This is a genomic window from Prevotella sp. RM4 (genome assembly GCF_000701965.1).
Classification (GTDB): domain Bacteria; phylum Bacteroidota; class Bacteroidia; order Bacteroidales; family Bacteroidaceae; genus Prevotella; species Prevotella ruminicola.
On sequence record NZ_JNKG01000007.1, the window covers coordinates 280,626 to 306,721 of the forward strand.

The 26,096-nt window shown below is 46.7% G+C and carries 27 protein-coding genes; 14 read left to right on the forward strand and 13 right to left on the reverse strand.

Annotated features, from left to right (window positions below; translation table 11 throughout):
• The first annotated feature begins 20 nt into the window (after positions 1 to 20).
• Positions 21 to 905: an NAD kinase gene (locus T499_RS0102360; protein ID WP_033149597.1), complete on the forward strand. Its 885-nt coding sequence runs from the start codon at positions 21 to 23 to the stop codon at positions 903 to 905.
• Here T499_RS0102360 and T499_RS0102365 read toward each other — a convergent pair whose 3' ends face one another.
• Together T499_RS0102365 and T499_RS0102370 are read right to left on the reverse strand one after the other, a co-directional pair.
• A complete protein-coding gene (locus T499_RS0102365) occupies positions 906 to 3,515 on the reverse strand; it encodes a glycoside hydrolase family 3 C-terminal domain-containing protein (protein ID WP_033149598.1) in 2,610 nt (869 codons plus the stop codon).
• 92 nt (positions 3,516 to 3,607) lie between these two features.
• On the reverse strand, positions 3,608 to 5,020 hold the full coding sequence (locus T499_RS0102370) for a YfjI family protein (RefSeq protein WP_033149599.1): 1,413 nt from the start codon (positions 5,018 to 5,020) through the stop codon (positions 3,608 to 3,610).
• Positions 5,021 to 5,566: 546 nt separating this feature from the next.
• On the opposite strand from T499_RS0102370, the gene T499_RS0102375 reads away from it, so the two are divergent.
• From T499_RS0102375 to T499_RS0102415, 9 genes are all read left to right on the forward strand, one after another.
• Positions 5,567 to 6,382, forward strand: a complete 816-nt coding sequence (locus T499_RS0102375; RefSeq protein ID WP_033149600.1) for an ABC transporter ATP-binding protein — start codon at positions 5,567 to 5,569, stop codon at positions 6,380 to 6,382.
• 19 nt (positions 6,383 to 6,401) lie between these two features.
• Positions 6,402 to 7,202, forward strand: coding sequence for a hypothetical protein (locus T499_RS0102380; protein WP_033149601.1), 801 nt, complete (start codon positions 6,402 to 6,404; stop codon positions 7,200 to 7,202).
• A gap of 5 nt (positions 7,203 to 7,207) precedes the next feature.
• Positions 7,208 to 8,047: a hypothetical protein gene (locus T499_RS0102385; RefSeq protein ID WP_157054478.1), complete on the forward strand. Its 840-nt coding sequence runs from the start codon at positions 7,208 to 7,210 to the stop codon at positions 8,045 to 8,047.
• Positions 8,031 to 8,393: a GntR family transcriptional regulator gene (locus tag T499_RS0102390; protein WP_013065157.1), complete on the forward strand. Its 363-nt coding sequence runs from the start codon at positions 8,031 to 8,033 to the stop codon at positions 8,391 to 8,393. The genes T499_RS0102385 and T499_RS0102390 overlap by 17 nt, the downstream gene beginning before the upstream one ends.
• Before the next feature lie 41 nt (positions 8,394 to 8,434).
• Positions 8,435 to 9,154, forward strand: a complete 720-nt coding sequence (locus T499_RS0102395; protein ID WP_033149603.1) for an ABC transporter ATP-binding protein — start codon at positions 8,435 to 8,437, stop codon at positions 9,152 to 9,154.
• Positions 9,155 to 9,236: 82 nt separating this feature from the next.
• Positions 9,237 to 10,493, forward strand: coding sequence for an ABC transporter permease (locus tag T499_RS0102400; RefSeq protein WP_033149604.1), 1,257 nt, complete (start codon positions 9,237 to 9,239; stop codon positions 10,491 to 10,493).
• Positions 10,494 to 10,495: 2 nt separating this feature from the next.
• Entirely contained in the window at positions 10,496 to 11,740 is a 1,245-nt protein-coding gene (locus T499_RS0102405; RefSeq protein ID WP_033149605.1) for an ABC transporter permease, read from the forward strand.
• Positions 11,741 to 11,784: 44 nt separating this feature from the next.
• A complete protein-coding gene (locus T499_RS0102410; RefSeq protein WP_033149606.1) occupies positions 11,785 to 12,897 on the forward strand; it encodes an efflux RND transporter periplasmic adaptor subunit in 1,113 nt (370 codons plus the stop codon).
• A 6-nt stretch (positions 12,898 to 12,903) separates the two neighbouring features.
• On the forward strand, positions 12,904 to 14,235 hold the full coding sequence (locus T499_RS0102415; protein WP_033149607.1) for a TolC family protein: 1,332 nt from the start codon (positions 12,904 to 12,906) through the stop codon (positions 14,233 to 14,235).
• Between the two features lie 25 nt (positions 14,236 to 14,260).
• Here the strand turns inward: T499_RS0102415 and T499_RS0102420 are convergent, their stop codons facing one another.
• Genes T499_RS0102420 through T499_RS0102430 form a run of 3 tightly spaced genes read right to left on the reverse strand, consistent with a single transcriptional unit; the run spans position 14,261 to position 16,947 of the window.
• The gene (locus T499_RS0102420; protein ID WP_033149608.1) at positions 14,261 to 15,514 is read right to left on the reverse strand and encodes a glycosyl hydrolase 53 family protein; all 1,254 of its coding nucleotides are present in this window, start codon (positions 15,512 to 15,514) and stop codon (positions 14,261 to 14,263) included.
• A 21-nt stretch (positions 15,515 to 15,535) separates the two neighbouring features.
• Positions 15,536 to 15,724: a hypothetical protein gene (locus tag T499_RS0102425; RefSeq protein ID WP_013064993.1), complete on the reverse strand. Its 189-nt coding sequence runs from the start codon at positions 15,722 to 15,724 to the stop codon at positions 15,536 to 15,538.
• Positions 15,725 to 15,753: 29 nt separating this feature from the next.
• Positions 15,754 to 16,947 carry a phosphoribosylaminoimidazolecarboxamide formyltransferase gene (locus T499_RS0102430; protein WP_255327358.1) on the reverse strand — a complete coding sequence of 398 codons (1,194 nt, stop codon included), beginning with the start codon at positions 16,945 to 16,947 and terminating at the stop codon, positions 15,754 to 15,756.
• 70 nt (positions 16,948 to 17,017) lie between these two features.
• On the opposite strand from T499_RS0102430, the gene T499_RS14575 reads away from it, so the two are divergent.
• Positions 17,018 to 17,170 (forward strand): hypothetical protein, encoded by a 153-nt coding sequence (locus T499_RS14575; protein WP_155267466.1) that lies wholly within the window; start codon positions 17,018 to 17,020, stop codon positions 17,168 to 17,170.
• 42 nt (positions 17,171 to 17,212) lie between these two features.
• Here the strand turns inward: T499_RS14575 and rplS are convergent, their stop codons facing one another.
• A complete protein-coding gene (rplS, locus tag T499_RS0102435) occupies positions 17,213 to 17,572 on the reverse strand; it encodes a 50S ribosomal protein L19 (protein ID WP_028907484.1) in 360 nt (119 codons plus the stop codon).
• A 173-nt stretch (positions 17,573 to 17,745) separates the two neighbouring features.
• On the opposite strand from rplS, the gene T499_RS0102440 reads away from it, so the two are divergent.
• The gene (locus T499_RS0102440) at positions 17,746 to 18,510 is read left to right on the forward strand and encodes a 5'-nucleotidase C-terminal domain-containing protein (protein WP_033149610.1); all 765 of its coding nucleotides are present in this window, start codon (positions 17,746 to 17,748) and stop codon (positions 18,508 to 18,510) included.
• Positions 18,511 to 18,513: 3 nt separating this feature from the next.
• Positions 18,514 to 19,356, forward strand: a complete 843-nt coding sequence (locus T499_RS0102445) for a bifunctional metallophosphatase/5'-nucleotidase (RefSeq protein WP_033149611.1) — start codon at positions 18,514 to 18,516, stop codon at positions 19,354 to 19,356.
• 2 nt (positions 19,357 to 19,358) lie between these two features.
• On the opposite strand, the gene T499_RS0102450 is transcribed toward T499_RS0102445, so the two are convergent.
• Positions 19,359 to 20,066 carry a type IX secretion/gliding motility protein PorT/SprT gene (locus T499_RS0102450; protein WP_052173313.1) on the reverse strand — a complete coding sequence of 236 codons (708 nt, stop codon included), beginning with the start codon at positions 20,064 to 20,066 and terminating at the stop codon, positions 19,359 to 19,361.
• Positions 20,067 to 20,237: 171 nt separating this feature from the next.
• Here T499_RS0102450 and T499_RS14385 point away from each other — a divergent pair, with 171 nt between their 5' ends.
• A complete protein-coding gene (locus tag T499_RS14385) occupies positions 20,238 to 20,405 on the forward strand; it encodes a 4Fe-4S binding protein (RefSeq protein ID WP_013065171.1) in 168 nt (55 codons plus the stop codon).
• A 133-nt stretch (positions 20,406 to 20,538) separates the two neighbouring features.
• Here the strand turns inward: T499_RS14385 and T499_RS0102455 are convergent, their stop codons facing one another.
• The 6 genes from T499_RS0102455 to T499_RS0102480 all read right to left on the reverse strand — a co-directional run bounded on the left by T499_RS0102455 (position 20,539) and on the right by T499_RS0102480 (position 26,037).
• Positions 20,539 to 21,963 carry a tetratricopeptide repeat protein gene (locus T499_RS0102455; RefSeq protein WP_157054479.1) on the reverse strand — a complete coding sequence of 475 codons (1,425 nt, stop codon included), beginning with the start codon at positions 21,961 to 21,963 and terminating at the stop codon, positions 20,539 to 20,541.
• A gap of 75 nt (positions 21,964 to 22,038) precedes the next feature.
• Complete coding sequence (locus tag T499_RS0102460; protein ID WP_033149613.1) at positions 22,039 to 22,998, reverse strand: PstS family phosphate ABC transporter substrate-binding protein; 960 nt, start codon at positions 22,996 to 22,998, stop codon at positions 22,039 to 22,041.
• A gap of 19 nt (positions 22,999 to 23,017) precedes the next feature.
• Positions 23,018 to 23,851 (reverse strand): energy transducer TonB, encoded by an 834-nt coding sequence (locus T499_RS0102465; protein ID WP_033149614.1) that lies wholly within the window; start codon positions 23,849 to 23,851, stop codon positions 23,018 to 23,020.
• Between the two features lie 22 nt (positions 23,852 to 23,873).
• Positions 23,874 to 24,539, reverse strand: coding sequence for an ExbD/TolR family protein (locus T499_RS0102470; protein WP_013064302.1), 666 nt, complete (start codon positions 24,537 to 24,539; stop codon positions 23,874 to 23,876).
• Between the two features lie 7 nt (positions 24,540 to 24,546).
• A complete protein-coding gene (locus tag T499_RS0102475) occupies positions 24,547 to 25,164 on the reverse strand; it encodes an ExbD/TolR family protein (RefSeq protein WP_013065030.1) in 618 nt (205 codons plus the stop codon).
• Between the two features lie 42 nt (positions 25,165 to 25,206).
• The gene (locus T499_RS0102480) at positions 25,207 to 26,037 is read right to left on the reverse strand and encodes a MotA/TolQ/ExbB proton channel family protein (protein ID WP_033149615.1); all 831 of its coding nucleotides are present in this window, start codon (positions 26,035 to 26,037) and stop codon (positions 25,207 to 25,209) included.
• Positions 26,038 to 26,096 lie beyond the last annotated feature (59 nt).

Below are 26,096 nucleotides of genomic sequence, written 5' to 3' on the forward strand. Positions count from 1 at the left end.
TGCACCCAAAAGATACAAGAATGGAACATCGTAAACTCAGGTTTGCCCTGTTGGGCAATATTTATCAGGCCCGCAAATCGGCCAGTATCCAGAAGGTGCTCTCAACGATCGCCAACTATGGCGCGGAGCTCTATGTTGACATGGAGTATTATTACTTCCTGAAGGATAATCAGCGACTGGACGTGAAGGCCACTAAGGTTTTCTCTGACAATAACTTTGATGCCGACTTTGTGATTTCGATGGGTGGTGATGGTACATTCCTGAAGGCGGCTTGCCGTGTGGGCAAGAAGAACATCCCCATCTTAGGCGTAAATATGGGCCGACTGGGTTTCCTGGCCGATATCAGTCCCGATGATATCGAACATTGTATGCGTGCACTCTATAACGACGACTATGCTGTTGAGAGTCGTGCACTGATACAGGTGGAGGCTGATGGTGCACCATTGGGAGAGTGCAGTTGTGCACTGAATGATGTGGCCATCCTGAAACGCGATACTGCATCGATGATTTCGATACGTGCCAGCGTTAACGGACAGTATCTGAATACGTATCAGGCTGATGGACTGGTGATTTCAACGCCTACAGGTTCAACGGCTTACTCGCTCTCTAATGGCGGCCCAATCATTGTGCCTGGCACCAAGGTGTTCTCGATGACGGCAGTTGCACCACATTCGTTGAATGTGCGCCCCATAGTGTTGGCCGATTCGTCGGTGATTGAGCTCGATGTAGAGAGTCGCTCGCATAACTTTCTGGTGGCTATCGACGGTCGATCGGAGAAATGCAAAGAGGGCACGAGGATTGTGCTCCGTCGTGCCCCCTATGACATCAAGGTTGTTAAGCGTTCTGATCATCGTTATTTCAACACCCTTCGTGAAAAAATGATGTGGGGTGCTGATACACGCTGATTACTTAACAACAAAATCGATGGTTTTCAGGTCCTTATCCATTGATGAGGTACCGTAAAGAATCTGATAGCGACCTGCCTTTGTGGCCAGTTCGTCGATCATCTCGTCGTAGTACTCGAATGCCTCGCCATCCAGTGTGATGGTGGCCTTCTGTGTCTCGCCTGCCTTCAGGTTCAACTTCTGGAAACCCTTCAGGGCCTTGATAGGTGCGCCTGCATCGTCGAGACGCTTTACATATACCTGAACGGTCTCGGTTCCCTCGCGCTTGCCAGTGTTGGTTACAGGTACGGTCAGGGTTACCTTGCCATTCTTCTTCATCTGCTTGGCTGAGATCTTGGCATCGCCTACATTAAAAGTGGTGTAGCTCAAACCATAGCCGAATGCATACTGAGGCACACCTGTAAAGTAACGATAGGTACGGTTCTTCATCGAGTAGTCGAGGAAATCGGGCAGATCGTTATTAGAGCGATAGAAGGTTACGGGCAATTTTCCACCAGGGTTGTAATCGCCAAACAGCACCTCGGCCAAAGCCTTGGCACCACCCTGACCTGCATACCAGGCCTGCAACAGAGCATCGTATTCGCCCTCAACACTACCAAAGGCAATGGCTGAACCTGAGCAGTTCACAAAGATAACAGGCTTGCCAGTCTTGTGCATAGCCTTTACCAACATCTGCTGAACTTTTGGCAGCTCAATGTCCTGTTTGTCGCCACCTTCGCCTTCCATCTGGGCTGAGATGCCACCGATGATCACGATTGCATCAGCTTCCTTCACCTGGTTGGCCAGGTCGGTAAAGTCAACCAGGTTGCGCTCGCAGATGTCGCCACGCAGCATAGCAAACTGTCCGTTTCCATGCTTGTACTCAATCACTACATCGTAGGTTTTTCCAGCCTCTACAGGGAATGATTTATACTGGGGCTTGCGACCAAATCCGAAGAAACCACGACGGCCACCTGCCTGAGCCTCTTCTACTACCTCGCCATTTACCTTCAGCACGTAGCCATTGTCGGTGGTCAGGGTGTACTTCATCTCGCCTGTAAAGTTTGACTTGTACTGTCCACTGATGCGAACACTGAGGGTATCGCGATTCACGCCCTGGGCAAATCCCCAGGCGCCAAAGGTCGAGAAGTTAAGCTCGTTGTAGTAATCAGTCTTGGCAGGTTCGCCTGCTAATTCCTTATTATTATAAAACTCTACTTTCACACCCTTGCCATCGTTAAAGTCCTGCAGATGGTGGATGGTGGTATATTCGTCGTTCAACTCACAGGCCTTGTTGTAGATAATCTTAGCGCCAGGTACTGCAGCCTTGATACCTGAGAGCAGCGAGTGCTGGTGGGCGGCAGTTGGTGTACCACCATAGTTACCATTCAGCATGTTCACATCGTCGGCATTAGGACCAAGCACAGCCAGTGTCTTGATGCTCTTTGAGAGTGGTAGCACGGCACCCTTGTTCTCCAGAAGTACCATACTCTCGCGTGCAGCCTGAACTGCCATTGCATCGTTCTTCTCGCTGCTAATCACATCGGCACCCAGTTTGGCCCAAGGCAGCATGTCGGCAGGGTCGAACATACCCAACTCAAAGCGGCCCATCAGGGTCTTACGCAGATGATTGTCAAGGTCGCTCTCCTTAATCAGACCCTTCTTCAGGCCCTCAACCAAGCTCATGAATACCTTACCACACTCCAGGTCGGTACCATTCAGCACAGCATCAACAGAGGCAGAGAGTCCATCCTTATGGGTTTCGTGTTGTCCACGATTAAAGAAGTTGTTGATAGCGTCGCAGTCGGTCAGTACGATGGCGTCGTAGCCCCACTTGTTACGCAAGATATCAATCAATAAACGGTCGCTGGTGCAGCAGGGCTTACCCTCGAAACGCTGGTAGGCGCACATCACCTCGCGCACGTTACCTTTCTTTACCAGAGCCTTAAAGGCGGGCAGGTAGGTTTCCCACAGGTCGCGATTGGTAGGCTCTACGTTCATAGAGTGGCGCAAGGGCTCTGGACCGCTGTGCACGGCATAGTGCTTGGCACAGGCATGGGTCTTGAAGTACTTATCGTTGTTACCCTGCATACCCAATACAGTCTGTACGCCTAATACGGCATTCAGATAAGGGTCCTCGCCACAGGTTTCCTGTCCACGACCCCAACGTGGATCGCGGAAGATATTTACATTCGGGCACCAGAACGTAAGCTCAGGGTTACCAGGATAATAGGTAACGCCCATGGGCACATTAAAAAGCTTGGGGTCGTTGTGATCTGTTCGGTTCCAGTTGGCACGTGCCTCGTCAGAAACCTGCGAGAATACGTCGTAGAACAGCTGTGCATTAAAGGCGGCAGCCATACCGATGGGTTGTGGATAAACCGTATAGCCATCCTGGCGCACACCATGACAAGCCTCGCTCCACCAGTTGTAGCTGGGGATGCCCAGACGGTCGATCGAGATCGACTTGTTCATCATCAGTCCCACCTTCTCCTCGGGTGTGAGCAGACTCAGCAAGTTCTCAACGCGCTCTTTGTTTGATAACTTTGTATCCAGATACGGATACTTAACCTGGGCAAACACACTTGCCCCCATCATCGCCGCGATGGTTAAAGTTAAAAGTCTTTTCATTTCACTGTTTTGTTTGATATAGTTGTAATTGTTAGATAATGCTGTAAATCTTAGATGTTGTAAGTGGTAGAAAGTTTAATTGCAATAAGCAATTATGTAAGCTCGAGATATAATTTCTGGTACCTGCCGGGTTCTATGCGCTTGATGTAGCCATCGTTGAGCCATCGCTCTATCATCTTTTCGGCGGTACGCTGGGGCACGCCTAGGAATATCTGCATGGAAGGCACGCTGAATTCATCAGGTAGAACACTGTAACGCGAACGCATCAGTTTGGTGTGGCGCTTGCGGGTGGGATAGCTAATGCAGTTAGCCTGCTGCATAAAGTAGTAATCCCAATACTTGCCAAAGAAATGGCGCTGGCATGCAAACTGGATGTTCATGGCCAAACGGCACAAGTACAGGTCGGTGTCGTCGAGAGTGAGGGTGTGGTGCTGCTGCCACTCATCCCAATGGCGCATCATAATGAAAGGTACGCTTACGGCGATGCCATAGTAGGGTACACGCTTAAGCAACAGTTCGTCGGTTTTCGACTGGTCCTCCTCGGCTTCTTCCATGTGCTCCTTGGCCCATTCGTAGGTGCTTTCTACCAGTTTGCCAATGGGCAGTTCGCCATGGGTAGAGTCTAATCGCTCAGCCCACATGCGCATGGTTTTGTGCTCTTCGGGCTCTATGCTCGCATCTTCCAACTCCTCACGTTTCAGCATCTCGAAGTGGGTTGAGGGCATGGGAATGGCTGCCAGTCGGGTTGAGAATCCATTGCCTACGTTGTTGGCATTCACCTTGTTTTTCAGAGCGCGGGGTGTGCCTGTATAAACAAAGTTCCAAAACACATTGAAGTTGCAAAGCTCTGAGTCGTAGTTCGAGAAGAACTGTCCATCCTCCTCGTTGTGGAAAGCCTTCAATTCCAGATAGGTCTTGTTGCTCCATGCCTCGCCCTGCTGATTGATGGCATTGTCGAGCTCTGTGTCGAACGAGAGCATGTGCAGGTGCATCTCCTGGCCATCCACCATCTCAACGGCATGCTTCAGGTCTTCGATAAACACCTTGTTGGATGTACGGGCGGGGTGGGTACGGATAATTACCTGGGGCTTCTGTGGACCATCGCCTTTCTGTCCGTTGTCCAGCCACTCCTTGTATTTGCGACGATAGCGATTCTCGGCATTCTGCCCCTCCTTCGATACTTTGCGGATAGGACCGGCTAAAAGTTCGTAGAGATTGGTTACAAACGATTTTCCTGAACCAGGGTCACCAATGATGAATACGCTATAGTTAAGGCGACGCAACTCCTGAGGGCGATGGTAAAAACGATAGGTGCAACGCGTCATGAGTGTGCCCAGAAAGGCCGACGATGCAAACATAGCAGCAGGGTAGGCCTCGGTTTTAAGGCCCTTGCACACCTCGCGTAAGCAGGGATATACATCCATCAGTTTCTCGATTTCTTTACCTGCGAATAGCATCTGTCGTTCGATGATTGAACGGTCATTTAAGTTAGTCTCTTTTGTCATTATTCAGTCTTTTAAGATTACACTGCAAAGGTACAAAAAATATTTCAATCTACCAAGAGTTTAACGCTAATTTTACGACAGGAACGAAAAAAAGTTTGGTCATGGTTGTATAATATCTATTATTATAATAATATTATATATTAATTATTTATATATTATAATATATAAATAATCTTATAAGCTATTACTTGTTCTATCTTGACCATATATTTTCTCTCTCCTGTCGTATGTTACAGTGTTACATTGTGCTGCCATTGTTCCCATTAATGGGAATTTTTGCTACCATTAAATGTAGCAATCGCTACCATTAATAATAGCCGTAACTTCGTGGGCAGATAAGTTACGAGTATCTCATAGATAGTGCCGTACTATCTCCCTGTTTATTAGTTATGTACGCGTGAGGGTTTAAGTGCTAAATAGTGTTAACAATTCAAAGTTTTTTGCATAAAAGCTTGGAGCGTATTGTTTTTTATTCTACTTTTGCAGTGTACTATTAAAGTGGTACACTATAACACGTAACATTGAACATTAAAATTAAATAGAATTATGATCGAGGTAAACAACATCAGTTTTAAGTACGCAGGTGGTAAGAACCTGGTATTCGATGATTTCAGTCTGGAACTGAAGCAGGATAATATTTATGGTCTGCTGGGTAAGAACGGTACAGGTAAGAGCACACTGCTTTACCTGATTGCTGGACTGCTGCGCCCCAAGAAGGGTACTGTAAGCTTTGATGGTATCGAGACCAAGCTGCGCCACCCTGAAACACTGCAGGATATCTTTATCGTTCCTGAGGAGTTCGACCTGCCCGCTATGTCGCTCGATGAGTATGTAAAGATCAACCGTCCCTTCTATCCCTTGTTCAGCACCACCGTACTGGAGGGCTGTCTGAAGGATTTTGAGTTGAGTAGCGACTTGAAGCTGAATGCCCTCTCGATGGGACAGAAGAAAAAGGTGTTTATGGCCTTTGCCTTGGCTACCAACACCCGTGTGTTGCTGATGGACGAGCCTACCAACGGACTGGATATCCCTTCGAAGAGTCAGTTCCGTAAGGTGGTTACCCAGTATATGACTGGCGATCGTACGCTCATTATCTCTACCCATCAGGTACACGATGTTGAATCGTTGCTGGATCATATCCTTATTTTGAGTCCACAGAAGTTGTTGCTGAATGCCAGTGTGGCTGATATCCAGGAGAAGTTTACCTTTGAGTATCGTACGCCTGCCGAGATGGACGATGTGCTCTATGCCGAGCCTTCGCTGCAGGGTAATGCCGTGATTGCACCACGCAAGGAGGATAGTGCTGAAACTCAGGTTAATTTGGAGTTGCTGTTTAATGCAGTCAACGAGGGTAAAATTTAGAGATTAAACATTAAATCTTATGATACAGTTTAATATACATAGGTTTGGAAAGGTGGCTCGTTGGTCGCTCATTAACGACAAGCACTTCTACATGCGCACGCTGCTCCAGATGTTTGTGGTGCTTACGCTGATATTCTTATTCTTTACCACAAGTTTTTATTGGCTGAAAGGTGCTGATACAGGTTATAAACCTTGTTGCGTGGTTGTGGTGATGATGTTTTTTATTCAAGTAGCCTTAGGCCCATCGATGATGTTTAACAGCATGAAAGGGAAACACGATATGCAGGCTCTGTTGTTGTTGCCAGCCTCGAATTTCGAGAAATACCTGATGCGCTACACCACTTGGATATATGTATTGGGTCTTACGCTTGTAGCTTTCTTTGGGGCCGACTTGGTGCAGTATGTTTTTAACTGGCTGATAGGTAACAATCCGCAGTTTGTAACAGGCGCTCTGTTCGGTCGCTTAAATCCTTTCACAGTTAATTGGGAAGCCATTGGCTCAAAGAAGGTTACGGTTATTAATGCCCTGATTATTATGTTTCTTTGGCTTCAGTCATGTTTCGCCCTTGGTGCCACCTTCTTCCGTTCGCACAAGTACTCGTGGATTTTCACCTTATTGGTGCTCATCTTCTTGTCGATGGTACAAACATGGTTGTTCCCTATTTCTTACGAAAATCAGTTTGATATGATTCACGGTGATGCTATTACGCTGCTTTATATCTCTGATGCAGTTTACGGCATTTGGGCCATCGTTAACTACTGGCTGTCGTACAGAATCTTCTGCAGAACTCAGAACATTGGTAAATTTGTAAACATTTGAAGGTTATGAATAGTTTCGATATTAATAGATTTGGGAGGGCCTTGCGCTGGATGATTAGCGTAAACTTCCGCTCATTGCTGATGTGGACCTTGGGACTCACACTGGGTGTTGCTATGGGCGAGTTGATGGTGCGCGCTATGATACAAACTACTACGCCACAGGAGACTCATACTACAGGCATTTTGGGTGGATTCTTTGTGGTTTACATCATAATAGGTGTAGTGGTAGGTATTTGTAATTTGTTTGTTGAGTTGGATAAGAAACCCCGTCGCCAGGCATTCCTCATGCTGCCTGCTACCAACTTAGAGAAGTTTTTGGCAGCAACCGTTTTTGCTACCGTATCAGGATTCGTGATGATGCACCTGTCGTTTATCGTAGGCGATACGCTGCGTGTAGTGTTCCGTGCTCTGTTCTATGGTGATTCGTGGAATTCGTTTGTTTTTCCGGAAGTGGTTAAGATGATGACATTTGATGGTATAAGTTCATATCATTCATTGGGTTATCGCCTGATGTCTCTGGCATTTCTGGTGAGTGGACTCGTATGGCTGCACTCTTTCTATACCCTTGGTGGCACGCTGTTCCGCAAGTATGCATTCGTAATCAGTAGCATTGTACTTGTGGCAGGCATTACAGCATTTGTATGGTTTAAGCGTCATCATGGCGGAAGCATGTTTTATACTTACTATACAGCTGATGTGATGGAAGAGGGGGTTGGCGCCATGACCTATGTACTTACAGCATTCTTCGCTGTCTTCTCTTTTGTGAATTACTGGTTATCGTTCCATATCTTCAAGGGATTTGAGTTAATTACTAATAAGTGGATGAATTATGACTTTTACAAATGATAAACCGATTTACATCCAGATGGCCGACCGACTGTGTGAGGAAATCCTCTCGGGTGTATATAAAGACGATGATCGCATCCCCAGCGTACGTGAGTATGCCGTGCTGCTCGAGGTGAATACTAATACCGCTGTAAAAGCCTACGAACAGTTGGCGCGCGAGGAAATCATCTACAACAAGCGTGGACTGGGATACTTTGTTACTCCAGGTGCCAAACAGCAGATTCTGAAGGCGCGCAAGCAGGAGTTCGTGAAAGAGCGACTGCCAGAATTGTTCCGCCAAATGCAGCTGTTAGGCATCACGTTAGAAGATGTTAAAAATGCATATAATGCAACTTTTGGCGAGTAAGCTACGTCAAACTGTAAAAATCAACTAAGGTAAAAATAACAATGATACATTTAAAAGACATCAACAAAACCTATCAGGGTGCCCAGCCACTACATGTGCTGAAGGGTATCTCGCTCGATATTGAAAAGGGTGAGTTCGTCAGCATCATGGGTGCTTCGGGCTCAGGTAAGAGTACGCTGCTGAATATCTTAGGTATTCTGGATAACTACGACTCAGGGAGCTACGAGCTCGCCGGAACTCCCATCTGGAACCTCTCGGAGCGTAAGGCCGCTGAGTATCGTAACAAGATGATAGGTTTTATTTTCCAGAGCTTTAATCTCATCTCTTTCAAGACCGCCGTGGAAAACGTTGAGTTGCCATTATTCTACCAAGGGGTATCCAGAAAAAAGCGTCACCAGATGGCGATGGAATATCTGGATAAGCTGGGCTTGGCCGATTGGGCCGAGCACTACCCCAATGAGCTGTCGGGAGGACAGAAACAGCGCGTGGCAATAGCCAGAGCACTCATCACCCGTCCACAGATTATCCTGGCCGATGAGCCTACAGGAGCTCTCGACTCGAAGACATCTGTGGAGGTGATGCAGTTGCTGAAGAAGCTGAACCAGGAGGATGGCATGACCATCGTAGTGGTAACTCATGAGAGCGGTGTGGCTAACGAGACTAATAAGATCGTTCACATCAAGGATGGCATCATCGGACAGATAGAAGAGAATCTCGATCATAACGCTAGTCCTTTTGGCAGCGGAGGTTTAATGAAGTAGTATTTTTAGCAACGGACAACACGACTTAATGACTAAGGAAAAATCGTAAAGTCCTGTAGTCCGTTGCAAAAGAATAAAGATTATGCACGATATAATAACTGAAATATGGCAGACAGCGCGAAGGAATAAACTTCGTACTACGCTCACGGGATTTGCTGTGGCGTGGGGCATCTTTATGATCATCGTGCTGCTGGGAGCCGGAAACGGTCTCATCAATGCCACGATGAAGATGAACGGCGACTTCCTGACCAACTCGATGGAGGTTGATGGCGGTTGGACTTCGATGCCCTATAAAGGTTTGAAGGAAGGGCGCGATATACAGTTGAACGTGAAGGACCTGGAAGCCACTCGGACAGAGTTTACTGAGAATATTGATGAGGTGGGAGCCAACTATTTCACCAGTGGCACTGCCAGCTATGGCGAGAACTATATGAATCTCCGTATCGCAGGTGTACATCCTATTCATACCAAGATTGTCAAAGAGCACATGCTATGCGGCCGATTCATTAATGATATCGACCTGAAGGAGCGCCGTAAGGTGATTGTGCTCGGTGATAACCAGGCTAAGGAGTTGGAACCTAAGGACTATAAAACGTTGTTGGGCAAGTATATCAAGGTGGGCGATATCTCGTTCAAGGTTGTTGGCATCTACAAGAGCCGTGGCGAAGGTAATGGCAGAGCCTATTCTTCTTACACTGCTATCAAGAGTATTTATGGCGCCGATACACCTAGTCTGGGCAGCATCGAGTTCACGTTCAAGGGATTGACCTCTGAGGATGCCAACGAGGCCTTTGAGAAGGACTATCGTCGCCGACTGAATGGTATGCACCAGATTCACCCTGAGGATGATCGCGGCATCTGGATATGGAATAACTATGCTCAAAGCCAGCAGATGGAGAAAGGAATAGATATCATCCATACTTTCCTTTGGGTCATCGGACTCTTCACACTGCTCTCTGGTATCGTGGGCGTAAGTAATATCATGCTCATCACCGTTAAGGAGCGCACCCACGAGTTTGGTATCCGTAAGGCTATTGGTGCAAAGCCTTGGAGTATCCTGCGACTGATTATTGTCGAGAGTGTTATTATCACCACCCTGTTTGGCTATGTTGGCATGTTGTGTGGTGTGTTTGCTAATGAGTATATGGACGCAACGCTGGGGCATGAGGTTACCGACCTGGGAGTTGAGAAGCTTACACTGTTTGTTAACCCTACCGTGGGACTGGATGTTTGTATCGAGGCCACACTGGTGATGGTGATTGCAGGTACTATCGCAGGACTTATTCCTGCCTATAAAGCAAGTAGAATTCGCCCTATTGAGGCATTAAGAGCTGACTGATTATGAGAATAGATATAGATTCATACAGAGAAATCATCGACACGCTGACGCGAAACAAGTCGCGTTCGTTCCTCACCGGTTTCGGTGTGTTCTGGGGCGTGTTTATGCTTGTTGCCCTGATGGGAGGCGGAAAGGGCGTGAAGGAGAAGTTGTATAGCAATTTCGAAGGCTTTGCGCAGAATACCGTGATTGTTGGTGCCGAGCAGACCTCGAAACCCTATAAAGGGTTCCGTAAAGGGCGCAGCTGGTATATGGATTATAAGGATGTGGAACGCCTGAAACAGCAGATTCCTGAACTGGAAGCTGTGGCTCCTATCCTGATGGGACGTGGCTCGACGGCCTACTATGGCGACCAGAAGACCACACCTAATATGCAGGGTGCCGTGCCTGAGATGGTGAAAATCATCGCACCAAAGATGTACTATGGACGTTTCATCAACGAGATGGACATACAGGAACAGCGCAAGGTGTGCGTGATTGGTAAGAAGATATACAAAGACCTGTTTAAGGAAGGTGGCGACCCTTGCGGAAAGAAAATACGTGTGGATTCCACCTATTACGAGGTAGTGGGTGTCGATTATAGTGCAGGCGGTATTTCTATTGGTGGTCGATCAGAAGAGAGAGTCACCATTCCCATCACGATGATGAAGGCTGCCTTTAATCGTGGTAACGCCGTTGACGTCATTGCTGCTATTGGTCGCCCAGGTGTGCTGATGAGTAAAATCACACCACGTATCCGTGAGACGGTGGCCAGAGCGCACTATGTGGATCCTACTGACGAGCAAGGGGTGTTTGTATTTAATACCGAACTGATGTTCCAGTTGATTAATAATCTGTTTAAGGGTGTGAATATCCTCATCTGGTTGGTTGGTCTTGGAACCCTTTTGGCTGGTGCCATAGGCGTGTCGAACATCATGATGGTAACGGTTAAGGAACGTACCACAGAGATCGGTATCCGTCGTGCCATCGGTGCTACCCCTAAGATGATCCTATCGCAGATTATCAGCGAGAGCATTGTGCTAACGCTTGTGGCAGGTATGAGCGGCATCCTGTTTGCCGTCATGATACTGCAGATGCTCGAAATGGCCAATACAGAGGATGGCATCGTGAGTATTCACTTCCAGGTGACCTTCTGGACGGCTATATTCTGCGCCTTTATCGTAAGCTCGCTTGGCTTGTTAGCTGGATTAGCCCCTGCCGCTCGAGCCATGAGCATCAAGCCCGTTGATGCCATGCGAGATGAGTAAAATTAGCAAAAAAATAGAATATAAATAATAAAAACTATAAAAGTATGAAAAAGTACAGCAAACTGATTATCGCCGCTATTATCGCGTTGATTTTCATCGGAACATTCGTGTTCCTGTGGCAGAAGAGCCAGCCCAAGGAAGTTGTTTACAACGAGTTTACTCCAAAGCTCGACAGCATCCAGAAAACCACCATTATTACAGGTAAGATTGAACCCCGTAACGAGGTGAATATCAAACCCCAGATCTCTGGTATCATCTCAGAATTGTTGAAAGAGCCTGGCGACTATGTGAACGCTGGCGATGTGATAGCTAAGGTTAAGGTGATTCCTGATATGGCCCAGCTGTCGAGTGCTGAGATGCGTGTCCGTCTGGCTGAGATCAACCTGAAGCAGGCTCAGACCGATTTCCAGCGCGAGGAGAACCTCTTTAACCAGAAACTGGTGAGTGCTGATGAGTTTGATAAGGTTAAGATTAGCCTGAATCAGGCCAAGCACGAAAAGCTGGCTGCACAGGATGCTCTCGAAGTGGTGCGCGATGGTGTGTCGAAGTCGAATGCTAAAGCTTCTTCAACTCTCATCCGTTCTACCATTAGCGGTGTCATTCTCGATATCCCTGTTAAGGTGGGTAATTCGGTTATCCTGTCGAATACCTTTAACGATGGTACCACGATTGCCACAGTGGCTAATATGAAGGATTTGATTTTCCGTGGTAATATCGATGAGACTGAGGTAGGACAGTTGGTTAACGGCATGAATATGAAGATTACGATTGGTGCCCTGCAGGACCTGAAGTTTGATGCTGCATTGGAATACATCTCGCCAAAGGCTATCGAGAGCAACGGTACCAACCAGTTTGAGATTAAGGCCGCTGTAAAACTTGTAGAGGGTGGAAAAATCCGTTCTGGCTACAGTGCTAATGCCGAAATCGTGTTGGACAAGGCCGACAAGGTGCTCTGCATCCCAGAAAGTGCCATCGAGTTTAGTGGCGACAGCACCTTTGTTTACGTGATCAAAGGTAAAGGCAAAAATAAAACCTACGATCGCACTTTTGTTGAAACAGGTCTCTCTGACGGTGTGAACATTGAGATTAAGAAGGGTATAACTGCCAAGGATAAGGTACGTGGCCCAGAGATTGTTACAGACGATAATGAAAAATAAGCGATTATGAAAAGATATGTTTTTGCATTGATGATTGGTTCGCTGGGCCTTGGTACTGCTAGTGCCCAGAAGGCATGGGGCTTGCGTGAATGCTGTGAATATGCTGTGGAGCATAACATTGGCATTAAGCAGCAGCAGAACCAGTGCCGACAGCAGGAGATTCAACTCTCTACTGCCAAGAACTCGCGTTTGCCTGATTTGAGCGGTAGTGTAAGTCAGAACTTCTCGTTCGGACGTGGTTTGACAATGGATAATACCTATACCAACAAGAATACCAGTAGCACATCGCTACAGTTGGGTGCCAGTATGCCTTTGTTCACAGGTTTCGAGATCCCCAACCAGATTAAACTGAATCAGTTGAATCTCGAAGCAGCTACTGCTGATCTGGAGAAGGCTAAGAACGATATCCGTATGCAGGTGGCTCAGGCTTATGTGCAGATTCTGTACGATATGGAAATGGCTGATGTGGCTCATCGCCAGATAGCCATCGACTCTGCTCAGGTGGCTCGACTTCAGGCTTTTGTTGATAATGGTAAGGCCAGTGGTGTTGAACTCTCACAGCAGAAAGCTACTCTGGCCAACAGTAAGCTGACTGCTACTCAGGCAGATAACAATATGCGTCTGGCCGTCCTGACGCTAACCCAACTGCTGGAACTTGATACACCTGAGGGCTTTGCAATTAATCGTCCAACCAAAGAAGATTTGGATATGATTGCCAATCTGGTTAATATTGTTACTCCTGATCAGGTTTATGCAGAGGCGCTTGGTATCAAACCAGAGATTCTCTCACAGCAGTTAAAACTGAAGGGTGCTGCTCATAGCATTAAGATTGCTCAGGCAGGTTACTATCCTACACTCTCGCTCAGTGGCGGTTTGGGTACTAACTACTACACCACTTCAGGTCTCAAGTCAGATGGTTTGGGTAAGCAGTTGGAGAACAACTTCAGTCAGTATATCGGCTTAAATCTGAGTGTGCCTATCTTCAATCGTTTCTCTACCCGGAATCGCATTCGTAGTGCACGTGTAGATCAGGCTAATCAACAGCTGCAGCTCGACAACACCAAGAAAACCCTGTATAAGGAGATTCAGCAGGTGTACTATAATGCCCTGAATGCGCAGACCAAGACTCAGAGCTCTGCTGAGGCTGTTAAGAGTTCGAAGGATGCCTTCGATCTGGTACAGGCTAAGTACGAGAATGGTAAAGCTACTATCACGGAGTTTAACGAGGCTAAGAATAATTATATGAAATCAGAGTCGGATCTGGTTCAGGCCCGTTACGAGAATCTCTACCAGCAAGCCCTGTTAGAGTTCTATCGAGGTAAGGAGTTGAATTTCTAAGGCATCAAAACAGAAAGTAGCTTTTCTATTTGCGAAAAGCTACTTTTTGTTTGTTCTTGATGTATATGCCGTTTTTGGATGGCGTGCTGGCTAATCGCCTCCCATCCATCGAGTACCATGCACAATCCTCGCATCTACCATTCTTAACACCTTGTATGCCGGTACTGCTGTTGGCAAAGTTCTTCAGCTCGTAGAAGGCTGCGTAGGGTTGCCCTGTTTTGTGATTGTATAAGGCTGCGTTCCACCAACCATCAGTAACACCTTTTTCTCCGTTATCTTCCATCCACCACCAGAACAGGCCCTTTACTGATTCGTGCTTGTTCAGCATCGTCACAAGGTCGGCGGTAAACTGTCGCTGGCCCTCTTCGCTGTAAGGGTAGGTGGCTCTATAATCGAATGTGGTCTCGCTTAATGCCCATGCATAGCTGTAGCCAGTTTCTACCACCATGATGTCCTTGCCATAATTCTTGTTCTCCAAGGTTGTGATGGCCGTTTCGAGTTGGTTCAGATCGCCATGATAGGCAGGGTAGTAGCTCAGACCGATGATATCGAAATCGAGCGAGGCTGTCTTCATGCGGTCGAAGAAATCTGCAAGCACATCGGTATCTGGGGTACGTTCACTATGGATAATGATTCTGGCCTCAGGACACACCTCGCGACAAGCCTTGCCTGCCTGTTTCAATAGGCTGATAAAGCGCGTCCAGTTGGCTGCGGGCGAGTTGGTATAACAGCGATTGGTGTTATTGCCATCAGCTACAGCTTTGGTGCCCCATAGCATGCCGAACGAAATCTCATTGCCTGTTTGGATAAAGTCGGGTGTTGCCCCTGCGGCTGTCAACTGCTCCAAGCAATCTTTGGTGTACTCGTAAATCTTGGTGTTCAGTTGCTCGTCAGTAAGCGATTTCCACGCATCGGGTGTCCACTGTTTGCCAGGATCGGCCCAGGTGTCGCTATAATGAAAGTCGAGTATTAGTTTTAAGCCCGCGTTCTTAATGCGCTTGCCTAAGGTTTTTACATACTCCAGATCCTGACATACGGCCTTGTCGTTGTCCTTGCTCGGGTCGACAAACAAGCGCACACGCATAGCATTCAGGCCTTCTTGCTTAAAGAATGCCAGTACATCAGTTACTGTATTACCTGCTTGATCCTTATATGCCACGCCAGCCTCTTCGTATTTGGGTAGCATGGAGATATCGCCACCTACGTACTTCTGAGCAAAAGTATTGCTCGTGCTCAGAAGTGGTAGGGTTGCTGCGAATAGTAGTTTTAGTAGTTTCATTAGTTCCTTATTTAGAGAAAGTTATTTCTTATGTCTGTTTGCCCGTTGCTCACGGTATTTGGCTTTCTGCCTTGCAGAGCCACTACCATGAGCACCAGTGATATACTTTTTCTTTTTGGCCTTGGTTTTTACCTTGCCATCGTCTTTCGGCTTGTCACCTCCACGTCCGAAGTTGATGCCGTTCTCAAGAATGTTCTGAAAATCGTCCATTAAAATGTTTAATGTTTAATCTTTAATGTTTAATGATGGAACAGACGAACGCCAGTAAATGCCATTGCGATGCCATACTTATCGCAAGTCTCAATTACATTGTCGTCGCGAACTGAGCCACCAGCCTGAGCAATAAACTCTACGCCGCTCTTATGAGCACGCTCGATATTGTCACCAAAGGGGAAGAAAGCGTCGCTACCCAGAGCCACCTTGGTGTTCTGTGCAATCCAAGCCTTCTTTTCTTCCATCGTCAGCACCTCGGGCTTCTCCTTGAAGAACTGCTGCCAGGTGCCATCACGCAGTACATCATCGTGGTCCTCTGAGATATATACGTCGATGGTGTTATCGCGATCAGCACGGCGGATATTGTCGATGAAAGGCAGATTCATCACTTTTGGATGCTGGCGCAGCCACCAGATATCTGCCTTGTTACCAGCCAGACGTGTACAGTGGATACGGCTCTGCTGACCAGCACCGATACCAATGGCCTGACCATCCTTTACGTAGCATACAGAGTTACTCTGAGTGTACTTCAGAGTGATAAGTGCGATAATCAGGTCGCGCTTAGCCTCGTCAGTAAAGGTCTTGTTCTGTGTAGGCATGTTCTCGAAGAGTGCATCGTCGTCGAGTTTAATCTCGTTACGACCCTGCTCGAAGGTGATGCCGAATACCTGCTTACGCTCGATAGGCTCGGGTACGTAGTTAGGATCAATCTTAATTACGTTGTAGGTACCCTTACGCTTATCTTTCAGTATCTCGATAGCCTCAGGAGTAAAATCGGGTGCAATCACACCATCGCTCACCTCACGCTTCAGCAGTTTGGCGGTGGTAGCATCGCAGGTGTCGCTCAGAGCTACAAAGTCGCCATAGCTCGACATGCGGTCGGCACCACGGGCACGTGCATAAGCACAAGCGATGGGGCTCTCATCAAGGTCCTTCACGTCATCTACAAAGTAGATCTTCTTCAGTGTGTCGCTCAGAGGCAGACCAACTGCAGCACCGGCAGGGCTAACGTGCTTGAACGAAGCTGCTGCAGGCAGACCGGTAGCAGCCTTCAGCTCCTTAACAAGCTGCCAGGCATTGAAAGCGTCGAGGAAATTGATATATCCAGGACGACCGTTGATGACTTCGATAGGTAGCTCACCCTCGGTCATGAAAATGCGCGAGGGCTTCTGATTGGGATTACATCCGTACTTGAGTGCTAATTCTTTCATTTTTGCGATATTTTTTTTATTTCTGTGTGCAAAGGTACAAAATAATTTTGTAATTTTGCACCAAACTTAAATTATTAACATGGAGAAGAAACGATTGGCGCTTCGAAAGCTGCTGGAGGCAGTAGAGAAGGAGATTCTGAAGAAACCTGATAAGAAAACACTCGACCGTTTGGCGCTGTTGGCAGGATTTCAGAGTTGGGATGATTTTCAACATGCCTTGCATGGGGAATAAAAAAAGAGGCTCGCACACTTAGGTGCAGCCTCTTTTTCTTTTTTATTCACCAACGTTGTGGCGCTTCTCCTTAATACGAGCAGCCTTACCAGTGAGCTTGCGCAGATAGTAAAGCTTAGCGCGGCGAACCTTACCTACCTTGTTAACCTCGATGCTCTCAATGTTGGGAGACTCGATTGGGAAGATACGCTCTACACCAACGGTGCCTGACATCTTACGTACAGTGAAGCGCTTCTTGTCACCGTGACCAGCAATCTTAATTACTACACCACGATAGAGCTGGATACGCTCCTTTGAACCCTCGATAATTTTGTAAGCGACAGTGATTGTGTCACCAGCCTTGAACTCTGGGAACTTCTTGCCGGTTGCAAATGCTTCTTCAGCAACTTTAATTAAATCCATTGTACTTTATAACTAATAAAATTGTTGTATCGTTCCAACGCAACATAACAGGCCTCACGAAACTTCCTGCCAGCGATTACGCCGAAAAGCGGGTGCAAAGGTACAACTTTTTTTGGAATCAAAGAAATATTTCGGATATTTTTTGTATTTTTGCACCATTAAATTAAGTTGAGATGGATAAAAGACATATTTTTTATGCTTCATTAGCCTCTTTATTATTGTTTTCGTGTGCACCCAAACAATTCCAACTTACTGGTATTGAGCGCACTCGCGTGATTGTAGACAGTCGTTACGATCAGAATCCTGATGAGGCTGCTGTGAAGTTTCTTGAGCCTTACAAGCATGTAAACGACAGTATTATGGGGCCCATTGTTGGTACCGTGGCACGTAACATGCATGCCACACGTCCTGAGAGTGATCTTTCTAATCTCCTGGCTGATATTCTGGTATGGTCGGGTAAGGATTATGGCGAGGATCCTGTATTGGGTATTTACAATATGGGTGGAATACGTGCCGACCTGACAAAGGGTAAGGTAACCTATGGCGATGTGCTTGATGTGGCACCTTTCGAGAACAAGATTTGCTTTATTACACTTACAGGCGAGCAGGTTCTTACGCTGTATGCCCAGATTGCTCATCGTGGTGGCGAGGGTGTAAGTCATGGCGTAGAGATTGTGGCCACTGAGGATGGCAAACTGCTGTCGGGTAAGCTGCATGGTAAGGAAATCGACCCCAAGGCCGATTATCGTATTGCTACTATCAATTACCTGATTGAGGGCAATGATGGTATGCCTGTACTTAAAGAGGGTAGGGATATTATCGCCCCCGATGCAAAGAGCAATAACACCCGATTCCTGATTATGAACTATTTCAAGGATCATCAGGCTCGTGGTGTTGAAGTAGATTCTAAAGTTGAAGGACGTATTAAAATCCAGTAAGCTATGCGTAAATTTCATCTTATTATAATGGTTGCGCTCCTGGCTGTTGTTTCTGCCAGCGCTAAAACCAAGAAGCAGCTTGTAGTGCTGCACACCAACGATACCCACTCGTGCATTATGCCGCTTAACGAGAATCTTGATAATAAGGATCTGGCAGGTCGCGGTGGCTTTATACGTCGTATTAATATGATTAAGGAAGAGCGCCGTCAGAATCCTGATCTGTTGTTCTTCGACTCAGGCGATTTCTCGCAGGGCTCTGGTTTCTATACCCTCTTCAAGGGTGAGGTTGAGATTGGCTTGATGAATCAGATGGGCTACGATGCTGTTACCATCGGTAATCATGAGTTTGATTTTGGATTGGAGAATATGGCCAAGCTGTTCCGTATGGCTAATTTCCCTGTAGTTTGTTCAAACTATGACTTTACAGGTACACCTTGCGAAGGTCTGGTAAAGGATTATGTCATCCTGAAGCGTAATGGCTTGAGGATTGGTGTTTATGCCCTGGGTGCTCCTATGAAGGGCCTGGTGGCTAATAAGAACTGCGAGGGCGTAAAGTTTCTCGATCCTATTGAGACATCTAAGAAGTATATCGATATCCTGCGCCGTCGCGAGAAGTGCGATGTGGTTATCTGTCTCTCACACTTAGGTTGGGCGATTTCTGAGTATCCCGATCATAAGTTTATGAGCGAGGTGCAGGGACTCGACTTGGTGCTGGGTGGACATACGCACACTTACATGCCCACACTGGAGTACGCACCAGATAAGACAGGCAAGCAGATTCCTGACGACCAGAATGGTAAGCACGGCGTGTTTATCGGCAAAATGGTGCTTACGTTCGAGAAGTAAGTTTATTCAAAGTAGAACGTTAATACAATCATCTTCGTATGCCCACTCTTAATCGAGTTGGCATACGTTTTTTTATAGTCGTCTTTGATATCGGCTACGTGACTTTTGTCGATCCTGTTGCCTAATCCATAGCAGAACTTCAATTCGGGTGCCAGTTTGAAGAAGGGCAGATACAGATCGCATCCCAAGCCAACTTCCAGCATCAGGTCGGTACGCTGCAGTTGCACTATCTCCTGACTCTTGTTGGTAAGATTCACCATGCCGTTAACACCTGCCAGCATGTAAGGGCGGATATTGTTCCATCGCTGGGCTGAGAACTTCAGGTCGACGGGTACCGAAAGATAGGTATTCTTCAGGTCCTGTGTCTCAGTTCTTGGGTTACCATGCGTGTCTGTCTCGTCCAACTTGTGCAAGGTCAGGTGCTTGGCACCAAAGTGCATGGTGGGTACGATGCGCAGGTTCAGATTGCTGGATAGGCGCATGTCGGCCAGTACACCTACCGAGAATCCGGTATTCCAGCGGTCGGCATCGGACACGATTGGAGCTTCGGTTTCAAACTCAATATCTTGCAGGTTCATGCCTACTGCAATACCAAAGTGCATAGGGCGCAAGTCGATATATGGCTTGTGCTGTATCACGTATCGTCGTTGGGCTACACAGCTTGTGGCGATGCAGAGTGCTGCTATGATGGATAGAATTCTAAGTCTCATACATATATAATAACGCAAAAATGGTCATCTTATTATATAAAATCTTATTTCGACATTGTATAAATTACTTAAATTTTCTACCTAAAGTTTGGTATGAACAAAATTTTATCGTACCTTTGCATCATTAAAAGTGAGTATTAACAGTATTAACAATTTAATTGATTAAGAATTATGGCATATGTAATTGGTGACGACTGCATCGCTTGCGGTACATGTCAGGGTGAGTGCCCAGTAGAGGCTATTTCTGAGGGTGAGAAGTATTCTATCAACCCCGATCTCTGCACAGAGTGTGGTACTTGTGCTTCTGTTTGTCCCTCTGAGGCTATCAGCCTTCCCTAATAAGATAGGACATATTGAAAGTATAGCAGGTGTTTCCAATAAGGAAACACCTGTTTTCTTTATTGGAAAATAATCACAAAAAAAAGAGATGTTCATTGCTGAACACCTCTTTCTTTGTATTGTAATGCTTGAATTACTTCAGATCACGAATCTGCTTAGCAGCAGGATACTCTGGGTCGATAGCCAGAATTTTGTTTGCATACTCCTTAGCCAAAGCCTTATTCTTACCATACAGGAAAGCGTTCGACATCAGGTAGTGTAAGCTATACTTCAGCATGATGTCCTCACCCTTAGTGCGATCAGCCTTAGCCTCGAGCAGCTCTACAACCTTCTGGTAGTCGGGCTTAGCAAGACCCTTCTCACCGTTCTTATCCAGCTTGTTGTTCATTGTAGCGCACTGGTAAGCAGCGTATGTGCTCTGTACAGGGAACTTCTCGGCCATAGCGCGATAAGCTTCGATAGCTTTCTTGATGAACTCTGCCTTGCGAGCTTCGTCCTCGTCAGCATACTTAGAGTAGATCTTAGCAACACCTTCCATATCGTCAGAGTTTACATCGGGCTTGCAAGCCAGGTACTGATCGTAGTACTTGATGGCATTGTCGAACTCCTTGTCCTTCAGATATGAGTCAGATACGCTCTTCAGGATAGCCCAGCGCTTGATCATTGACTGATCGTTAACCAGCTCAAGAGCCTTGTCATAGTGCGTGTACATGTTAGCCTTATCCTCCAGAGCCTGATAAATCAGAGCTGTGTAGAAGTGGTCGTACTCAGATACCTTGGCGCTATCGGTCTCGAAGAAGTACTTGTGGATGTAAGCCTTAGCAGCCTCGTAGTTCTTCAGCTCGTAGTTTGAGAACATAGCCAAACGGTTGAATGTTGGGTTACGTGGCTCGAGCTTGATACCTGCCTCGGCAGCACGGAGTGCATCCTGGAAGTGACCAGTGAAGTAGCTGGCGCGTACAAACTCGTTCAGTCCCAACTTATCCAGCTTGCCGATGTTAGCCTTGGCATAGTTCTCGTAAGCCTGCTTCTCATCACCTGCCAGCATGTAGATGTGAGCTGTGATAGCGTCAACATCCTCGTTGGGGCACTGAGCCTTCATTTCCTGCAGCTTCTTGGCAGCCTGACTTGGGCTGATCTTACGATATACCATAGCCCACTTCTTGTAACCCTCAGGATTCTTTGGGTCGAAAGTGATAGCCTGGTTGTAGTAACCTGCAGCCTTACCACCATCTGTTCCGTAAGCCGACTCGATGTCGCCTAACAGCAGATAGGCAGGAGCAAACTGATACTTAGGCTTACCAGCTTCGTTAGCGTAGTTGGCAAACAAGCGGGCATTTGCTGTGTCCTTCTGAGCATAGAAGGCCTGACCAATCTTAATCAGCGCAGCAGCGTCCTTCTTGTTCTTCTTGTAGGCAGTTTTTGCTAACTCGGCTACATTGGGAGCCTTTGACTTAATACCGTCGAGAGCTGCATTGAGCTCTGCTTCCTGTGCATTAGCGGTGGCGCTGAAACCTGTCAGCAACGCACCCATAACTAGATATTTAATTGCTTTCATAATTTCTGTTTTTAAGTTCTACATTCTGTTTATTGTTCTCTCTTTTATGACGTTTTGATTAGAATTTGGTTTAAATTATTTATTATTTACTATTACATCTCTAACGTTCATATTGGCTGTGCGTGGCAGTAATCCGTAGCGCAGAATAATCTTTTGTCCCTTGGGTAGCTGCACAAAGTGTGTAAAGCTGCTTGGTACACCGTTGCGGGTATCGTTCAGCAGGGCGTAGATAGTGCGGCGCAGGGGATAGTTGCCATTATATAAATAGTACTGATAGGGCTTCCAGCTGTTATGCTTCGTTGCCGAGTCGAGCTTTGAAACGCCCATCACTGTTATATTCTTCTTAAAGGTAACGTTGGTGGTGTCGCGCTTGTCGTTCAGCCAGTTCGAACCGATGATACCCAGTGAGTTGGGGTGGTTCTCAACATAGTCGATAACGGCAGCACTTGTTTTGGCAGCTCCAATGTTTGGAGCCTTAAACTGTTTGCCACCAAGGATAGAGTCAACACACCAGCGAACGGTGCTCGAGAGTGGATTGTCGAATACCACGTCGATGACTCCCAGCTTGTTCTGTGGGTAAATCTCGTCCCACTTGGTAATCTCGCCCTTCAGGATACGTGCAAAATCCTTGATGGTAATGCACGAGTCGGGGTTTGAGTTGTTTACGATAATGGCCAGTCCGTCGTAAGCGATGGGGATGGCTCTTGGCAGGAACTTCTGGGCAATCAGGTCCTGGCGCTCTTTCTTTGTAAAGTCGCGTGTGGTGAATGCCAACCATGTTTCCTGTTTCATCAGCTTCTTAACTGCATCCTGCTCGTTGATGTAAACGGGTGTGATAGAGTCGAGGGTCTGATTAGTAAAATAATATAGTTCCTCATCGATGATGGGGAAGAAACTTTCGTCGGCCGTCAGTATGCTGGCAGCCTTCTGATATGCTTGCTCCTTTTCAGGATTAGGCTTGTTCCCACATCCAGGGAACAAGCCTAATATCAGTGTTAATCCAACTAAATGATATATTTTGTTGAATGCGTTCATTTCAAAATTTGTTGAGCAATTACTGCAGGCGGAATGTTACAGGTACGGTGTACTTTACACGTACTGCGCTACCGTTCTGCTTACCAGGAATCCAGTGTGGCATTGACTTAACAACGCGCTGTGCCTCCTTGTCGAGTGATGGGTCAACGCTCTTTACAACCTTAACGTCGGTGATAGAACCATCACGTTCTACAACGAAGGTTACAACTACACGACCCTGTACACCGTTCTCCTCGGCTACTACTGGATACTTGATATTCTTAGACAGATACTCGAACAGAGCTGAGCTACCACCAGGGAACTGAGGCATCTCCTCTACCACGTCGAATACCTTGGTCTCTTCAACCTTTGGTGGCTCGGGTTCTGCGATAGTTTCCTTAACCTTCAGTACCTCACCAGCTGCATCGTCGTCACCCTTTACATCGAATGCACCGATTGCAGTGTTAGTTTCCTGAAGTTCTTCCTGTGACTTCATCTCCTGGTCTTCCTTAACCTCAGAGTCTTTCTTAATCTCAGGAACGGTGAAGGCTACTGAGCTCTTTACCTTCTCTACCTCAATTTTCTCAACTTCGGGCTCATCTTTGCGCTCTACCTTAGCCTCCTTCTTCTCAGCCAGACTGGCGAGCTCTACGTCGGTTTCGATAGCAGCGTTACGAGAGGCAATGTAATTATCGATAGACACCTTAGCGATGACGATGGCTGCGATGATAGCAAAACCAACGAACATTGTGATCAGTGCCTTCAGGTTACGTGTACCTGTGCTCTTGCGCAATTGATAAGCTCCGTATGCCTGGTTCTTACCTTCGAATACGAGGTCAACCCAGCTGTTGTCAATAAGATCTATTTTTGCCATAGTCTATTCTACATTTTAGGGGTTACTTGACGCCTGCCTTCTCGATGAGAGCCTTATCGTCGTCACTCATCTTGTCGACATTGTCAATCACATACTTATCAATATTGCTAATGAGCATCTCGTCGAGCGCAGCAACCATATTTTCATAGGTAGCTGAGTTGAGAGGACGGATGATGACGGTCATAGTAGGCACCTTCTCGCCTGAGGGCAGTTCACCCTTCTTCAGCTTCTTCAGAGCCTCCTGATACTGCTCGTCGGTCATCTTTGAGTTATACTCATTCTTCTTAGCATCGAGCTCCTTCTTAGCCATCTTAATCTTGGCTACAGGGTTAACACCCTCTTCAGTAGTGTGCTCGTTAAGAACTTTCTCGATACCATCCTTACCATAGCTGGTTGGCTTTACGCATGAAGGATCGTCGTAGTTGGGCAGACCAGCTACATACCAAACCTTATCGTTAGCACCCAGATAGAGTGTGATAGTGTGAGAAGCTTTTGTTACCTGCTTATCCTCTTCGTTCATCTGCTTGGTGTCGTCGTTTGACGGCATGGTAAGCTGCATAGCCTGCGGCTTAGCCAGTGTAGTACACAGCATGAAGAAGGTGATAAGAAGCATCATCATGTCTACCATTGGCGTGAAGTTCACGCGGGTATCCATCTTTTTCTGCTTTGATAGATTCTTTTTTGCCATAATACTACTAGTCGTTTAAACGTTTAACATCGAGATTCGTGATCAGCTGGAAACGGTTCTCGCTCATATCCTGGAGCTCTGACATCAACTTCTTAATTGAAGCATAAGGAGTCTTAGAATCGCACTTGATGGCGAGTTTGATGTCGGGGTTAGCCTCGCGGGCTGCTGTAACCCACTCCTGGAACTCGCTCTTACCACCGTTGATACTATCAAGCGGCAGACCGAGCTTCTGGATTGCCTCACCCATCTTTTCTGTATCGAGGTTCAGATAGTTACCAAGCTGAGCCATTGGAGCTCCAACCATAGCATCCTCGCGGAAGTGCTTGATCTGGTTGGCGTTCAGCTGGATACCAAACTTGTCTGTCATGGTCTCCAACATGGCCTGCATGTTGTTCTTGTTTTCGGTACCACAGAAGATGCGTCCCTCTGGAGTTACCAGAATGTTGAGCACATCCTGCTCTGGTATCTTAACCTCAGACACAGAATTAGGCGCTGTGACTTGAACTGGTTCTGGTGTCAAGAATGTTGAAGTCAACATAAAGAAACACAGAAGCAGCGTCATCACGTCTGACATTGGCGTCATGTCAATCCAGATGTCTTTTTTCTGTATCTTAATTTTTGCCATTCTCTAATTGCTTTAATGCGTTAATAAATGAATGGTAAAAAATTAAGCCTCGTTGTGGTTAGAATCGTATGTAGCGGCGATTGTGTAACCAATCTCATCGAGAGCGTATGTCAGCTTGTCGATCTTGTTTGAGAAGAAGTTGTAAACTACGGTAGCTACCCATGATGTCAAGATACCAGAAGCTGTGTTAACCAGAGCCTCAGAAATACCTGCAGACAGAGCCATAGAGTCAGCACCACCACCAGCAGACAGAGCCTGGAACGAACCGATCATACCAAGTACGGTACCGAACAGAGCGGTCAGAGTACCCAGAGATACGATGGTAGCAACCATTGGGAGGTTCATCTGCAGAGTAGGCATCTCAAGCTGAGTAGCCTCCTCGTGAGCCTGCTGGATCTTAGCAACCTTAGCAGCCTTCTTCAGAGTGTCGTTACCCTCAACGTCCTTATAAGCGGCGATAGAAGCCTTAACTACGTTAGCTACAGAACCCTGCATCTTGTCGCAAAGCTTGTCAGCCTCGTCGAACTTCTGAGCCTTGATGAGCTCCTTAACCTGTGCAGTGAACTTAGCGAGGTTGATCTTACCAGAAGCGGTCTTGATAGCGAAGAAACGCTCAATACCCAGGCAGATAACGGTGAAGAGAAGAGTCAGGATCAGACCTACTACGAAACCTCCCTTATAAACAGTACCCAGCAGGTTTGCAGGATGACCGCTGCGATCGCCACCAACGAAGTTGTCGGGGTTACCCATTACGAAGTACCATACACCATAACCAGCTAATGCACAAATTACCAGGATAATCCATGCTGCCTTAATACCACCAAAGCCCGAATTCTTTTTGGCTGGGGCTGCAGCCTTTGTTGTTGTTGCCATAAAATAATTAATTTTTTAGTTATTATAAATAAATAAAGATTTGTTTCACCTCGCAAAAG